The sequence below is a fragment of the Micromonospora sp. WMMD735 genome, from assembly GCF_049178995.1.
Classification (GTDB): domain Bacteria; phylum Actinomycetota; class Actinomycetes; order Mycobacteriales; family Micromonosporaceae; genus Micromonospora; species Micromonospora wenchangensis.
This window is the reverse complement of record NZ_JBMHMJ010000002.1, coordinates 3443381-3456706: the sequence shown is the minus strand read 5'-3', so window position 1 is coordinate 3456706 and position 13326 is coordinate 3443381. Positions and strand designations below refer to the sequence as shown.

General features: G+C 72.3%; 10 protein-coding genes and 2 tRNA genes. 8 read left to right on the top strand and 4 right to left on the bottom strand.

Annotated elements, in window-relative coordinates; translation table 11 throughout:
- Window positions 1-221 precede the first annotated feature (221 nt).
- Entirely contained in the window at window positions 222-1232 is a 1011-nt protein-coding gene (locus ACN268_RS14560; RefSeq protein WP_421483669.1) for a sugar phosphate isomerase/epimerase family protein, read from the top strand.
- A 53-nt stretch (window positions 1233-1285) separates the two neighbouring features.
- Here the strand turns inward: ACN268_RS14560 and ACN268_RS14555 are convergent, their stop codons facing one another.
- On the bottom strand, window positions 1286-1669 hold the full coding sequence (locus tag ACN268_RS14555) for a hypothetical protein (protein WP_204926344.1): 384 nt from the start codon (window positions 1667-1669) through the stop codon (window positions 1286-1288).
- 293 nt (window positions 1670-1962) lie between these two features.
- On the opposite strand from ACN268_RS14555, the gene ACN268_RS14550 reads away from it, so the two are divergent.
- From ACN268_RS14550 to ACN268_RS14535, 4 genes are all read left to right on the top strand, one after another.
- Window positions 1963-2035: transfer RNA gene (locus tag ACN268_RS14550), tRNA-Asn, on the top strand.
- 219 nt (window positions 2036-2254) lie between these two features.
- Window positions 2255-4381, top strand: coding sequence for an MMPL family transporter (locus ACN268_RS14545; RefSeq protein WP_421483668.1), 2127 nt, complete (start codon window positions 2255-2257; stop codon window positions 4379-4381).
- On the top strand, window positions 4371-5612 hold the full coding sequence (locus tag ACN268_RS14540; protein WP_421483667.1) for an NAD(P)/FAD-dependent oxidoreductase: 1242 nt from the start codon (window positions 4371-4373) through the stop codon (window positions 5610-5612). Before ACN268_RS14545 ends, ACN268_RS14540 begins: the two co-directional genes overlap by 11 nt.
- A gap of 131 nt (window positions 5613-5743) precedes the next feature.
- A tRNA-Ile gene (locus tag ACN268_RS14535) sits at window positions 5744-5820 on the top strand.
- Between the two features lie 78 nt (window positions 5821-5898).
- Here ACN268_RS14535 and ACN268_RS14530 read toward each other — a convergent pair.
- Window positions 5899-7212, bottom strand: coding sequence for an FAD-dependent oxidoreductase (locus tag ACN268_RS14530; RefSeq protein WP_421483666.1), 1314 nt, complete (start codon window positions 7210-7212; stop codon window positions 5899-5901).
- Between the two features lie 74 nt (window positions 7213-7286).
- On the opposite strand from ACN268_RS14530, the gene ACN268_RS14525 reads away from it, so the two are divergent.
- Together ACN268_RS14525 and rox are read left to right on the top strand one after the other, a co-directional pair.
- Complete coding sequence (locus ACN268_RS14525) at window positions 7287-7730, top strand: MarR family winged helix-turn-helix transcriptional regulator (RefSeq protein ID WP_421483665.1); 444 nt, start codon at window positions 7287-7289, stop codon at window positions 7728-7730.
- A gap of 344 nt (window positions 7731-8074) precedes the next feature.
- The gene (gene rox, locus ACN268_RS14520) at window positions 8075-9544 is read left to right on the top strand and encodes a rifampin monooxygenase (protein WP_421483664.1); all 1470 of its coding nucleotides are present in this window, start codon (window positions 8075-8077) and stop codon (window positions 9542-9544) included.
- Between the two features lie 8 nt (window positions 9545-9552).
- On the opposite strand, the gene ACN268_RS14515 is transcribed toward rox, so the two are convergent.
- Together ACN268_RS14515 and ACN268_RS14510 are read right to left on the bottom strand one after the other, a co-directional pair.
- Window positions 9553-10389: an ArsR/SmtB family transcription factor gene (locus ACN268_RS14515; RefSeq protein WP_421483663.1), complete on the bottom strand. Its 837-nt coding sequence runs from the start codon at window positions 10387-10389 to the stop codon at window positions 9553-9555.
- 209 nt (window positions 10390-10598) lie between these two features.
- A complete protein-coding gene (locus ACN268_RS14510) occupies window positions 10599-11987 on the bottom strand; it encodes a PHB depolymerase family esterase (RefSeq protein WP_421483662.1) in 1389 nt (462 codons plus the stop codon).
- 298 nt (window positions 11988-12285) lie between these two features.
- On the opposite strand from ACN268_RS14510, the gene ACN268_RS14505 reads away from it, so the two are divergent.
- Window positions 12286-13311, top strand: a complete 1026-nt coding sequence (locus ACN268_RS14505; RefSeq protein ID WP_421483661.1) for a PaaX family transcriptional regulator C-terminal domain-containing protein — start codon at window positions 12286-12288, stop codon at window positions 13309-13311.
- Window positions 13312-13326: the final 15 nt, after the last annotated feature.

Here is a 13326-nt window from a genome sequence, read left to right as displayed (position 1 = left end):
GGGTGGGTGGGGGAGAGGGGTTTCGTGGGGGGTGGGGTGGGCTTAGAGTGGTGGGCGGCGACCTGTGGGTGGCCGGTGACCCGACGGGAGGCGCAACCCGTTGGGCCCAGGTGCGTGTGCACCCACCGGTGACCCGGCACGGCCGTCGACGCACCGGCCCGGCCCGGTCACCCTCGCCCCGGTCAGCTCAGGAATCCCCACCACAACAGGGGAGACAGACGATGGCGCGACCGATCACGCTCTTCACCGGCCAGTGGGCCGACCTGCCGTTCGACGAGGTCTGTCGACTCGCCTCCGAATGGGGCTACGACGGGCTGGAGATCGCCTGCTGGGGCGACCACTTCGAGGTCGACAAGGCGCTCGCCGACGACTCGTACGTCGAGCGCAAGCGGGAGACGCTGGCCAAGCACAACCTGAAGGTCTTCACGATCTCCAACCACCTGGTGGGCCAGGCCGTCTGCGACCACCCGATCGACGAGCGGCACCAGGACATCCTGCCCGCCCGGATCTGGGGCGACGGCGAACCCGAGGGGGTACGCCGGCGGGCCGCCGAGGAGATCAAGGACACCGCCCGTGCGGCGGCGAAGCTCGGCGTGGACACGGTGGTCGGCTTCACCGGGTCGTCGATCTGGCACACGCTGGCGATGTTCCCGCCGGTGCCGCCGGCGATGATCGAGCGCGGCTACCAGGACTTCGCCGACCGGTGGAACCCGATCCTCGACGTCTTCGACGAGGTGGGGGTGCGGTTCGCCCACGAGGTGCACCCCAGCGAGATCGCGTACGACTACTACACCACCAAGCGGACGCTGGAGGCGATCGACCACCGGCCCGCGTTCGGGCTCAACTGGGACCCGTCGCACTTCGTGTGGCAGGAGCTGGACCCGGTGAACTTCATCTTCGACTTCGCCGACCGGATCTACCACGTCGACTGCAAGGACGCGAAGGTGCGCACCGGGGACGGTCGGCGTGGCCGGCTCGCCTCCCACCTGCCCTGGGCCGACCTGCGGCGCGGCTGGGACTTCGTCTCCACCGGCCACGGTGACGTGCCCTGGGAGGACTGCTTCCGGGCGTTGAACGCCATCGGGTACACCGGGCCGATCTCGGTGGAGTGGGAGGACGCCGGGATGGACCGGCTGGTCGGCGCGCCGGAGGCGCTGGAGTTCGTCCGCCGGCTGGCGTTCGACGCCCCGACGGCGGCGTTCGACGCGGCGTTCAGCAGCGGCAAGGACTGAGACACCCGTCGGGCCGGTCGCCACGCGGCGACCGGCCCGACGAGTACGGACGATCAGAGGGTGCTGCCGTTGGTGCCGGTGCCCGGCGCCTTCGGCTTCGGGGTGGTGGTGGTCGAGCTGGTCGGGCTGACGCCCGACTTGGCGCCGACGGTGGCCGGGGTGCCGGCGAAGGCGTCGTCGGCCGGGGTCAGCTCCGGCTTGCCGCCGTTGCCGGTGTGCAGCTTCTCGCCGAGCTTCGACTGGCCGAGCTTGTCCTTGCCCTCGCTGTACAGGCGGGTGGCCTGGGCCTGGGCGACCCCGGCTGCCTCCTGGACGGTCGGGTGGTCGAGCACCTTGCGGCCCCGCACGACCAGCTCCTCGTACTTCTCCCGGCCGGCACGGGCGCCCAGGACGAAGCCCGCAGCCAGCCCGCCAAGAAACATGATCTTTCCGCGCATGGCGGCTCCTTCCGTACCTGACGCTCCCGTCGCTCCCGCCGGTGGTGCCCGGTCGGGACCGACCATCGTCGCGCCCCACGTTTTCCTCGGTCGACAGCTAACTACCCATCCTGCTCCGCAGTCATACCTGGTTGTGCCGGGATGACGAATTGTCCGCATTGTGAGCGTAGATCGTTCCGGGCGGTAGCGCGGTGGTCGAATGCGGTAACCCCCTGGACCGAACCCCCCCGAAGTCCTGTACTCTTGTGCCGTCGCCGAGCGCCGGAGAGATCCGGAACGACGCGGCGCAGCAGTCCCCCGTAGCTCAATTGGCAGAGCAGCCGGCTGTTAACCGGCAGGTTTTTGGTTCGAGTCCAAACGGGGGAGCCCAGCCTTCCACTCCCGCCCGTCGGCCCCGCCGACGGGCGTTTCCGCGTATCCCGGCCCCCGCCACCGACGGCCCCCGCTGCTGACGACCCGTGCCGCCGCGACCGGGCCGGATGGGCGGTTTCCGCCCCGGAGAGCGTATCCGGACGGCAGGATGACGGATGTCGACCCGGGCTCCCGCCGCGTCGACCGCCGCGTCGACTAAAGGGGTGGACCGGGATGGCCGGTGGACGGGGCCGGGGCGCGGCCACGCTGACCGCCGTGGCGGTCGTCCTGGCCTGGCTGGTCGTCGGCGGCATCGCCGGACCGTACGCCGGCAGGCTGAGCGACGTCGCCACCAACGACAACGCCGCCTTCCTGCCCGCCGACGCCGAGGCGACCCGGGCCCAGGACCTCGCCGCCGGCTTCGTCGCCCGACCCACCACCCCGGCCCTGGTGGTGTACGCGCGCAGCACCGGCATCACCGGCGCCGACAAGGAACGGGCGATCGCCGACAGCACCCGGTTCGCCCAGGTCAACGGGGTGGCAGGGCCGCTGCCCCCACCGATCCCCAGCCAGGACGGGCAGGCCCTGCAGGTGGTGGTGCCGATCGACGACGCCGAGGGCGAACAGATCGGCCGGGTGGTCGACGAGTTGCGGAGCATCGCCGGGGGCGACCGGGACGGGCTCACCGTGGACGTCGCCGGCCCGGCCGGCCTGCTCGCCGACCTGATCGAGGTCTTCTCGGCCATCGACGGGCCACTGCTGCTGGTCACCCTGGTCGTGGTGCTGATCATCCTGCTGGTCGTCTACCGCAGCCCGGTGCTGTGGGTCTTCCCGCTGCTGGCGGCGGGGATGTCGTACGCGCTGGCGGCGGTCTTCGTCCACCAGTTGGCCGAGCACGACGTGATCAAGCTGAACGGGCAGGCGCAGGGCATCCTCACCGTGCTCGTCTTCGGCGCCGGCACCGACTACGCGCTGCTGCTGATCGCCCGCTACCGGGAGGAACTGCACCGGCACGAGCGGCCCTGGGACGCGATGCGTACCGCCTGGCGGGGTGCCGCCCCGGCCATCGCCGCCTCCGGGGCCACCGTCATCGTGAGCCTGCTCTGCCTGCTGCTGTCCAGCCTCAACTCCAACCGGGCGCTCGGCCCGGTGGCCGCCATCGGCATCGCCGCCACCCTGCTGGTGATGCTGACGTTCCTGCCCGCGCTGCTGGTGCTCGGCGGCAGGTGGGCGTTCTGGCCGCGTACCCCCGGGGTGGACCGGGCGGACCCGCAGGCCGAACACGGGGTGTGGGCCCGCATCGCCAGGTTCGTCGCCCGCCGGGCCCGGGTGGTGTGGCTGACCACCGCCGTGGTGCTGGCGTTGCTCACCCTCGGCCTCACCCAGCTCGGGGCCACCACCCTCGGCCAGTCCGAACTGTTCGCCGACCGCACCGACTCCGTAGCCGGGCAGGAGGTGATCGCCAGGCACTACCCGGGCGGCACCGGCAGCCCGGCGACCGTCTTCACCCGGCAGCAGACCGCCGGACAGGTCGCCCAGGTCGCGCAGGGCGTGCCCGGGGTGGCCGCCGTACGCCCGGTGACCCGGCGGGACCAGACCGGCCCGCCCGACCCGGACGCCCCGCCGCTGGTGGTCGACGGACGGGTGCAACTGGAGGCGACCCTGACCGACCCACCGGACAGCGACGCCGCCGCCCGGACCATCCGCAACCTGCGCGAGGCGGTGCACCGGGTGCCGGACGCCGACGCCGTGGTCGGCGGGTTCACCGCCATCGACGTGGACACCTCCGACGCCTCCACCCGGGACCGCAACGTCATCATCCCGGTCGTCCTCGTGGTGATCACCGTGATCCTGGCGCTGCTGCTGCGGGCGCTGGTCGCGCCGGTGCTGCTGATCGCGACGGTGGTGCTGTCCTTCCTGGCCACCCTCGGGCTCTGCGCGCTGGTCTTCACCCACCTGCTGGACTTCCCCGGGGTCGACGCGTCGTTCCCGCTGTTCGCCTTCGTCTTCCTGGTCGCGCTGGGCATCGACTACAACATCTTCCTGATGAGCCGGGTCCGTGAGGAGTCCGCCCGGCGGGGCACCCGGGCCGGGGTGCTGGCCGGGCTCACCGTCACCGGCGGGGTGATCACCTCGGCCGGTATCGTGCTCGCCGCCACCTTCTCGGCGCTGGCCGTGCTCCCGCTGGTGGTGCTCGTCGAGTTGGGTGTGGCGGTCGCCGTCGGGGTACTGCTGGACACCATCGTGGTCCGCTCGCTGCTGGTGCCCGCCCTGTCGTACGACATCGGGCCCATGGTGTGGTGGCCGAGCCGACTGTCCCGGTCGGCGCGCGACGACACGGAGGTGGCACATGGTCGCTGAGACGGACGTGGTGATCGTCGGCGGTGGTCTCGCCGGGCTGGCGGTCGCCCGCCGGCTGCACCGGGCCGGGGTGCCCTGGCGGCTGCTGGAGGCCGGCGACCGGATCGGCGGCCGGGTCGCCACCGACGCGGTCGACGGCTACCTGCTCGACCGGGGCTTCCAGGTGCTCAACACCGCCTACCCGAGGCTCGGCACCCTGCTCGACCCGGGCACCCTCGACCTGGGCTGGTTCACCTCCGGGGTGCTGGTCCGCCGCGGCGACCGGCTCGACCGGCTGGTCCACCCGGTACGCGAACCCGGCGGCACACCCGCCACCGTGCTCGCCGGCGTCGGCTCACTGGCCGACCGGCTGCGCTTCGCGGCCCTCGCCACCGGCTGCGCCACCCTGCCGGCACACCGGCTGCTCGGCGCGCCGGAGACCACCAGCGAGACCGCCCTGCGCCGGGCCGGGCTGTCCGACACCATCATCGAGGAGCTGATCCGGCCGTTCCTGTCCGGCGTGCTGATCGACCGGGAACTGGAGACCTCCAGCCACGTGCTGGCGATGATCCTGCGGTCCTTCGTCCGGGGCCGGATCGGCCTGCCCGCCCGGGGGATGGCCGCGCTCCCGCAGGCCGTGGCCGCGCCGCTGCCCGCCGACCTGGTCACCTGCGACACCCCGGTCACCTCGGTCGCCCCCGGCCGGGTCCGCACCCCGGCCGGTGAGATCACCTGCCGCGCCGTCGTGGTCGCCGCCGACCCGACGGCGGCGACCACGCTGCTGCCCACCCTGCCCCGGGTACGCACCCACAGCTACACCACCTACTACCACAGCGCCCCCGAGTCGCCACTCGACGAACCGATCCTGCTCGTCGACGGCGACCGGCGGGAACTCGTCGCCAACACGGTGGTGGTCAGCCGGGCCGCGCCGTCGTACGCCCCGCCCGGCCGGCACCTCGTGGCGACCTCCGTGGTCGGTCCCACCGCCCCGCCCGAGCCGACGATCCGGGCCGAACTCGACCGGCTCTACGGACGCTCCACAGCGGACTGGGAACACCTGACGACGGTGTCGGTCCCCGAGGCGCTGCCCGCCGCGCCACCCCCACAGGGACGGCTGCGCAAGCCGGTGGCGCTCGGCGGAGGGATCTTCGTGGCCGGTGACCACCGGGACAGCCCGTCCATCCAGGGGGCTCTGGCCAGCGGCTGGCGTACGGCCGGTTCGGTGCTCGCGGAACTGCGCGCGGCGGGCTGATTCGGGTGCCACCGCAGCCGCTGCTGACTGTTATCCTCGCGTAGCCCATCGTGCCGAACGGTGCCGACGGGTGGCACCGCTTCGGCGGTGGCCGGTGGTCCGTCGGGCGGGTTACGATCCGGCGCGGTACGGGGGCGGTAGCTCAGCCGGTTAGAGCAGGGGACTCATAATCCCTCGGTCGCGGGTTCGAACCCCGCCCGCCCCACCAGCGAACGGATGTCCGGGCCGGCGGGGCGTAGGGGTGCGGAAGCGCAGGCCGCGACCGGTGTGTCCGTGCCCGGTACTGTCAGTCCTGGCCGCCGCGGTACTCGTACAGGCCGTCGATCATCCTGCGTTTGAGCGCCGGCACCCGGTCGACCACGCGCAGGTAGCCGCGCATGCCGGCCAGCGCGACGCGACCCAGCACCGGCTTGTGGACCAGGGCGTCGGCGGTCATCTGCTCCCGCGAGTCGCGGACGGCCTGGAAGCCGTACTCGATCATCCGGGTCTCGTAGTCGTGGACGGCCTCGACCAGCCCCTTGCGCCCGTCGCGGACGAGCGTCAGCTCGTCGGTCAGGCGCTGCGCGTCGCGCAGCGCGGTATTGGCGCCGACCCCCCGGCCCGGTGTCATGGTGTGGATGGCGTCGCCGAGCAGGGTGACGTTCGTGCTGGGCCAGGCCGGGATCGGCACCGAGGTGCGGATGGTGATGGCGAACGCGGTGCTCGGGTCGCCGAGGGTGAACAGCTGGCGCAGCCGGGGGCTCCACGTCGGGGTCATCCGCAGGGCGGCACGGATGAGGTCGTCGCCGCCGTAGGTCGTGATGTCGGCCGGGAACTTGTCGGCTGCCGCCGCGATGCCCCAGTTGAGGTAGTCACGGGTGTTGTCGAACAGCAGGCCGGGCCAGCGCGCCAGCAGTTCGTCGTCGTTCCTCGGCCGGCCCTGCCGGTCCCAGGGGAATTCCATCCAGTGCAGGATGCAGGACTTGCCGCCGGGCGCGAGGACCATGCCGATGCCGGGGAAGAACCGCGTCGGCAGCAGCGCCGTGGTCCGGGGCGTCATCGGCACCTTGGCGGCGATCGCGATGATGCCGGTGTCCTCGGTGCGGGCGTGGGGGAGGTACTGGCGGCGTACCGCCGAGTTGACGCCGTCCGCCGCCACCAGCAGGTCGCCGGTCGCGGTGGTCCCGTCGGCGAAGTGCGCGGTGACGCGACCGTCGGCCTGGTGCTGGTAGCGGACGAAGGTCTTGTCGAAGTGGATGACGTCCTGCATGCCGGTGAAGAGCACCTGGCGCAGGGTCATCCGGCTCACCGACCTCTCGACGTCGACGTCGTCGCTGGCCGGGCGCAGGGGCAGCGCGAGCGTCGGCCGGAGCCGCTCGTCGAAGAACACGAAGTGTTCCGGCGCGCGGGCGCAGGTCGCCACGAACGTGCGGTAGAGCTGGTCGGGCAGGCACGCCTTGAGGGCCCGGCTGCCGTGCGGGTCGATGCCGACCCGGTAGCCGTGCAGGCCGTCGCCGCGGGTGCGGTCCCGCTCGTAGACGGCGACGTTGATGCCGGCTTGCCGCAGGCCGTGTGCCAGGCACATGCCGCCGGTCCCGGCGCCGATCACGAGTACGTCCATGTCCCCGCTCCTCTAGAAACTCTGATTACTAGATAATCTAGATACTGTACGACGGTTGGCTAGAATTTCCCACCATGGGTCTGGCGGAGCAGCTCGGCGAGGCGATGCAGGCGTACCAGCGCGCGGTCGACGTGCTCGATCAGCGCGCCGCCGACCTGCTCGGCCTGAACCGCACGGACATGCGCTGCCTCGAGCTGCTGTTCGCGCCGGAGCCGCCGAGCCCCGGCGAGCTGGCCGCCGCAGCCGGGATGACGACCGGGGGCGTCACGACCGCGATCGACCGGCTGGAACGCGCCGGGTACGCGACCCGGGAACGCGACAGCGCCGACCGTCGTCGGGTGACCGTCCGGCCCACCGAGGCGGCCAACCGGAAGGTCGGCGCGATCTACGGGCCGATCGTGACCGACGGACAGAAGTTCCTGCGGCGGTACGACGACGAGACGCTGGCGCGCATCCTCGAATTCATCACGCACGCCACGCAGAGCTGTCACGAGCACGCCGAGCGGCTGGGCCGGTAGCGGGTCCTCGTGGGTGGTTCACGGCATCGCTGAAGGGCCTTCAGGGGCCGCCTGGCGGCCCCGGCGGCGTGGCGCGGGGCGAGGCGGCGGAGCCTGGTCGGAGGGCTGCCCGGGTGGACGGGCGCGGCGTTCCCGGCGGGCGACGGCGGCGGGGAAACAGCAAAGGCAGGGAGTCAGACTCTCCCTGCCACTTCTAACATATATCGCACCCCGGGCCTTGTGGCAAGACCCCGGTGCCGGTGCAGAATCTCCAGTCGACGCCAGAACCTGGCGAAATCCGAGATTCGCGAAGCATGCGTTGGTTTCGACGTATCAGGCGACGCGAGCAGTCGAACGGGGAATCCATGATCGACGTGACCATCGTGGGCGGTGGGCCGACCGGCCTGATGCTGGCCACCGAGCTGCGGCTGCACGACGTACGGGTGGTGGTGCTGGAGCGCGACGCCGAGCCGACCAGCGTGGTGCGCTCGCTCGGCATGCACGTGCGCAGCATCGAGCTGCTGGACCAGCGGGGCCTGCTGGAGCGGTTCCTCGCGCACGGCAAGCAGTTCCGGATCGGCGGCTACTTCGCCGGGATCGCCAAGGAGTGGCCGTCGGGGATGGACACCGCGCACGACTACATCCTCGGCATCCCGCAGCCGGTCACCGAGCGGCTGCTCGCCGAGCACGCCACCGCGGTCGGCGTCGAGATCCGGCGGGGCACGGAACTGGTCGGGCTGAGCCAGGACGAGGACGCGGTGACCGCCGAGCTGGCCGACGGCACCCGGCTGCGTACCCGCTATCTCGTCGGCTGTGACGGCGGCCGCAGCACGGTGCGCAAGCTGCTGGGTGTCGGATTTCCCGGTGAGCCCACCAGGAACGAGACGCTGCTGGGCGTGATGGAGCTGACCGCGCCACCCGACGAGGTCGTCGCGGTGATGACCCGGGTGCGCAGGACGCAGCTACGGTTCGGGGTCGGCCCGGTCGGGGACGGCGAGGGGCTGTACCGCGTCGTCGTACCGGCGGCCGGGGTGAGTGAGGACTGGGCGGTCCCACCGACCATCGAGGACTTCCGGCAGCAGTTGCGGGCGACCGCCGGCACGGACTTCGGGGTGCACTCGCCCCGCTGGCTGTCCCGCTTCGGCGACGCCACCCGGCTGGCCGAGCAGTACCGGGTCGACCGGGTGCTGCTGGCCGGCGACGCGGCACACGTGCACCCGCCGTTGGGCGGGCAGGGGCTCAACCTCGGTCTCCAGGACGCGTTCAACCTGGGCTGGAAGCTGGCCGCGCAGGTCGCCGGGTGGACACCGGCGGACCTGCTGGACACCTACCAGGCGGAGCGCCGGCCGGTGGCGGCGGACGTGCTCGACAACACCCGCGCGCAGACGGAGCTGATGTCGCTGGCGGCGGGTCCGCAGGCGGTGCGTCGGCTGCTGACCGAGCTGATGGACTTCGAGCAGGTGAACCGGTACCTGATCGAAAAGATCACCGCGATCTCGGTCCGCTACGACCTCGGTGCCGACCACGACCTGGTCGGCCGGCGGCTGCGGGACGTGGAACTGAAGCGAGGACGCCTCTACGGGCTGATGCACCGGGGCCGGGGGCTGTTGCTGGACCAGACCGGGGAACTCTCGGTGGAGGGCTGGACCGACCGGGTCGACCGCGTCGTCGACGTCAGCGGCGAACTGGAGGTGCCCGCGCTGCTGCTGCGGCCCGACGGGCACGTGGCGTGGGCGGGTGACGACCGGCGGGAGCTGCGCGACCGGCTGTGCCGGTGGTTCGGCGTCGCCACCGCGGCCCAGGACCTGTCCGGGCTCGGCCGTTCCGGCCGGTAGGGCCGGCGTCAGGGTGCGTCGGGCCGGGTCGTGCCGTCGCCGCCGTTGCGCTGGGCGGCCCGCAGTGCGGCGTGCATCTCCCAGGGTGCCTGGGGCAGCGCGCGGCCGGTTTCGAGCAGGGACTTCAGGTTGGCCATGACCGCGGGCCAGCCGGCGGAGACCGCGTCGAAGTCCTCGTCGGACGGCAGGTTCACGTGCGTGACGGTCAGCCGGACGATGTCCCGGTGCGGTTCGATGAGGAAGGTGACCGTGGAGGCGTCCGGCCCGGCCTCGGCGTCGACGTCGCCGAAGGTCATGACCAGCCGGGTCGGCGGGGTCGCGTCGAGGACCGTGCCGCCGCCGTCGGCGATGCCCGAGCCGTCGGTGCGTCGGTGTTCCCACCGGGAGCCGGGTCGCCAGTCGGAGACGTTGTGGTGACCCCAGTACGTGCCGGTCAGGTCGGCGTCGGTCAACGCCTCCCAGACCCGCTCCGGGGTGGCGTGGATGTAGGTCACGTACACGAAGGTGGGCTTGGTGACGGTCATCTGCGGCTCCTCGGCCTGTCGGCGGATCGCGTCGAGCACCCGTAGCCGGGGTTCCTCGAACGCGGCGATCCATCGCTGCGGCAACTCGTGGATGGGGACCGGGTTGAGGTAGTGCCATCTCTCCCGGCCGCGTCGGACGGCGTTGACCAGGTTGGCCTCCTGCAACACGCCGAGGTGTTGCGTCACCGACTGCCGGGTGATGGCGAGTTGGGCACAGAGTTGGCCGAGGGTCTGGCCGTCCTGGCGGCGGAGGCTGTCGAGCAACCGGCGACGTGTCGGGTCGGCGAGCGCCTTGAACACCTTGTCCATGTCGCCGGCCATGACCAGCATTATGCAGGCATCTGCCTGCCTAATGTCAAGCGAGGTGCCGTCGGCGGCGGGCAGGGTGGGCGGCCCGCGCACCGGATCCGGGAGCCGGGCGCGGAAAGCTCCCCCGCCCGGTGACCGGGCGGGGGAGCGGATCATCCGGTACGGGCCGCGTGGCCCGTACCGGATGACAGGGTCGCACCTGGAGAGGTGGACCGGGTCGGTCAGGCGACCGTGCAGGCCGCGCCGTTGAGGGTGAACGAGGAGGGCTTGGCGGTGTTGCCGGTGTGGTTGGCCTGGAAGCCGATGTCGATCGAGCCGCCGGCCGGGATGGTGCCGTTGTAGCTGGCGTTACGGGCCGTCACCTGCCCCGACGAGGGGGAGTAGGTGGCGTTCCAGCCGGAGGTGATGCTCTGCCCGCCGGGCAGCGTGAACACCAGGGACCAGCCGGTCACGGCGCTGGAGCCGGTGTTGGTGATGGTGAGGTTCTCGGTCAGGCCGCTGTTCCAGGCGTTGACGCTGGCGGTGACCCGGCAGGCCCCGGAGCTGGGCGGCGGGGTGGTGGTTGGCGGGGGCGTGGTCGGCGGCGGAGTGGTGGGCGGCGGGGTGGTCGGCGGGGGCGTGGTCGGCGGCGGGGTGGTGGGCGGCGGCGTGGTCGGGGTCGGGTTGGTCAGGCCGAAGAACTGGAGGGCGACGGCGGCCATCCCGCCGGAGGGCAGGCTGTGCCCCGCCCCCTGGACGCTGTACGCCTCGACGAGCACGTTGCCGCTGGCGTCGGCGTAGCGGCGGCGGTTCCAGTTGGCCTGGGGGGTGTCGGTGGAGGTGGGCGTCTGGCTGAGCCCGAACACGTTCGTCCACTGCTCGATGGTCTCCTGGAGCAGCGAGTACGGCACCAGGGTGTCGGCGGTGCCGTGCCACAGCTGCACCTTCGGCCGGGGACCGGTGTACCCGGGGTACGCCTGCTGGCGTACCGCGTCGCCCCACTGCTGCGGGGTGCGGTTCATGTTCCCGCCGGTGCACTGGCTGGCGCCGGGCGGGTAGTCGGCCGCGTTGGCGAAGCAGTTGTAGGGCACCCCCATGAAGGCGGCCCCGGCGGCGAACACGTCCGGGTAGACGGCCAGCATGTGGTTGGTCATCATGCCGCCGGACGAGCTGCCGGTGGCGAACACCCGGCGGGGGTCGCCGCCGTACTGCCGCTCGGTGTAGTTGATCATCGAGACGATCGACACGGGGTCGCTGCCGCCGCCCCGGCGCTTCGCGGCGTCCGACCAGGTGTCGAAGCAGTTGCCGAAACCGGCCTGCTGGGTCGCCGACGGGTAGATCACGATGTAGCCGTACCGGTCGGCGAGCGAGGCGAACTCGCTGCTGGAGTAGAAGCCGGGACCGGTGCCGCCGCAGCCGTGCATGGCCACCACGATCGCCGGGTTGGTCGGGCGGGTGTTCGGCACGTAGATGTGCATCCGCATCCGACCGGGGTTGTCGCCGAAGTTTGTCACCTCGACCAGCGACGCGGCGTACGCCGGCTGGAGCGTCGGTACCACCAGGGCGGCTGCCGCCACGGTGGCGACCAGCGGCGCCGCCAGGGCGAGCAGCAGTCTCCGTCTGATTCTCATGGGCGTGACTCCCTCACAGGTTGAGATCGGCCGCGCGACCGTGCGGCACGGGTACGCCCGGATGCCCGTGTCGTCCGCGCCGGCCCACTACGTCCGGCATGCCCTGCCCCGGCCCTAGGGCATTGCATGGCACTTAGTGTTCTCCTCGGTCCCACAAGTGTCAATCGAATGGCCTCGATACACTTGACGGTCACCGGTTCCGCGCCCGGGTCCACCCCGGACCGCGTTCGGTAGGCGGGCACCGGTGCGCCGTCTACAGTCGGTGCCACCGTCGCCCAGCCGAGCCCGGAGCGTCCCAGTGCCACACCCGTTCGACATCGAGGAGATCTTCCCCGACGACGGGGACCACCCGGTGCGGCTGCCCCGCCGGCAGGCCGGCAACTCGCCCCAGGGCGTCGCGGTGACCCTGCTGGCCGACTACACGCTGCGGACCCGGGCGTGGCTGCCGTCCGCCGCCATCGTCGCGCTGCTCGCCGAGTCCGACGTCAGCCTCGCCGGCGCGCGGACCGTGATCAGCCGGCTGGCCCGCCGGGGCGTACTGGAGGGCAGCCGGCAGGGGCGGCGCAGCTCGTACCGGCTCAGCCGGTCCGCCGCGGTCAGCCTCTCCGTCGGTGGCAGCTGGGTGATGGCCGCGACCACCACCACCCAACCGTGGGACGAGTGCTGGACCCTCGTCGCGTTCTCCCTGCCCCAGGAGCGCAGCGCGCAACGACGTGCCCTGCGCGGCCAGCTCCGGTGGCTGGGCTACGCGCCGCTGTACGACGGACTGTGGATCTCGCCGCACGAGCTGACCCCGAAGGCACGGGCCCAGCTCACCCAGCTCCACCTCGGCGCGGTCACCGTGTTCCGGGGCCGCCGGGTCGACCTCGACGCGGTCGCCGGCCGCGATCCGCTCGACGCCTGGGACGTCGCGGCGGTCGCCGAACAGTACGAGAGCTTCCTGCGACGCTGGCGGCCCCTGCTGCCACGGATCGCCGCCGGCCGGGTCGACGGCGCCGAGGCGGTCCGGGCCCGCACCGAGGTGATGGACACCTTCCGGCGGTTCCCCACCCTCGATCCGCAGCTACCGCTGCGGCTGCTGCCCGCCGGCTGGCTGCGCGGCCCCGCCCGGGAGACCTTCGCCGCCGTCTACGACGGGCTCGCCGACACCGCCGAGCGGCACGTCCGGGCCGTCGTCGCCCGGTTCGCCGACGGCACGTACGCCGCCGACGTGCGGGCGCACAGCACCGCCGACCTCCTCGCCGGGGTGTGCGCCACCGAAGCCCGCACTCCCGCCCCACCCGCAGTCGCCACCGACCTGGCGGAGTCGTCCCCGGCGCACTGACCCGGCCACTGCCGG

What these genes read in the sequence shown, in the direction of transcription:
- ACN268_RS14560 (WP_421483669.1), top strand. Translation starts at nt 222, where the DNA reads ATGGCGCGACCGATCACGCTCTTCACCGGCCAGTGGGCCGACCTGCCG.
- ACN268_RS14555 (WP_204926344.1), bottom strand. Translation starts at nt 1,669, where the DNA reads ATGCGCGGAAAGATCATGTTTCTTGGCGGGCTGGCTGCGGGCTTCGTC.
- ACN268_RS14545 (WP_421483668.1), top strand. Translation starts at nt 2,255, where the DNA reads ATGGCCGGTGGACGGGGCCGGGGCGCGGCCACGCTGACCGCCGTGGCG.
- ACN268_RS14540 (WP_421483667.1), top strand. Translation starts at nt 4,371, where the DNA reads ATGGTCGCTGAGACGGACGTGGTGATCGTCGGCGGTGGTCTCGCCGGG.
- ACN268_RS14530 (WP_421483666.1), bottom strand. Translation starts at nt 7,212, where the DNA reads ATGGACGTACTCGTGATCGGCGCCGGGACCGGCGGCATGTGCCTGGCA.
- ACN268_RS14525 (WP_421483665.1), top strand. Translation starts at nt 7,287, where the DNA reads ATGGGTCTGGCGGAGCAGCTCGGCGAGGCGATGCAGGCGTACCAGCGC.
- rox (WP_421483664.1), top strand. Translation starts at nt 8,075, where the DNA reads ATGATCGACGTGACCATCGTGGGCGGTGGGCCGACCGGCCTGATGCTG.
- ACN268_RS14515 (WP_421483663.1), bottom strand. Translation starts at nt 10,389, where the DNA reads ATGGCCGGCGACATGGACAAGGTGTTCAAGGCGCTCGCCGACCCGACA.
- ACN268_RS14510 (WP_421483662.1), bottom strand. Translation starts at nt 11,987, where the DNA reads ATGAGAATCAGACGGAGACTGCTGCTCGCCCTGGCGGCGCCGCTGGTC.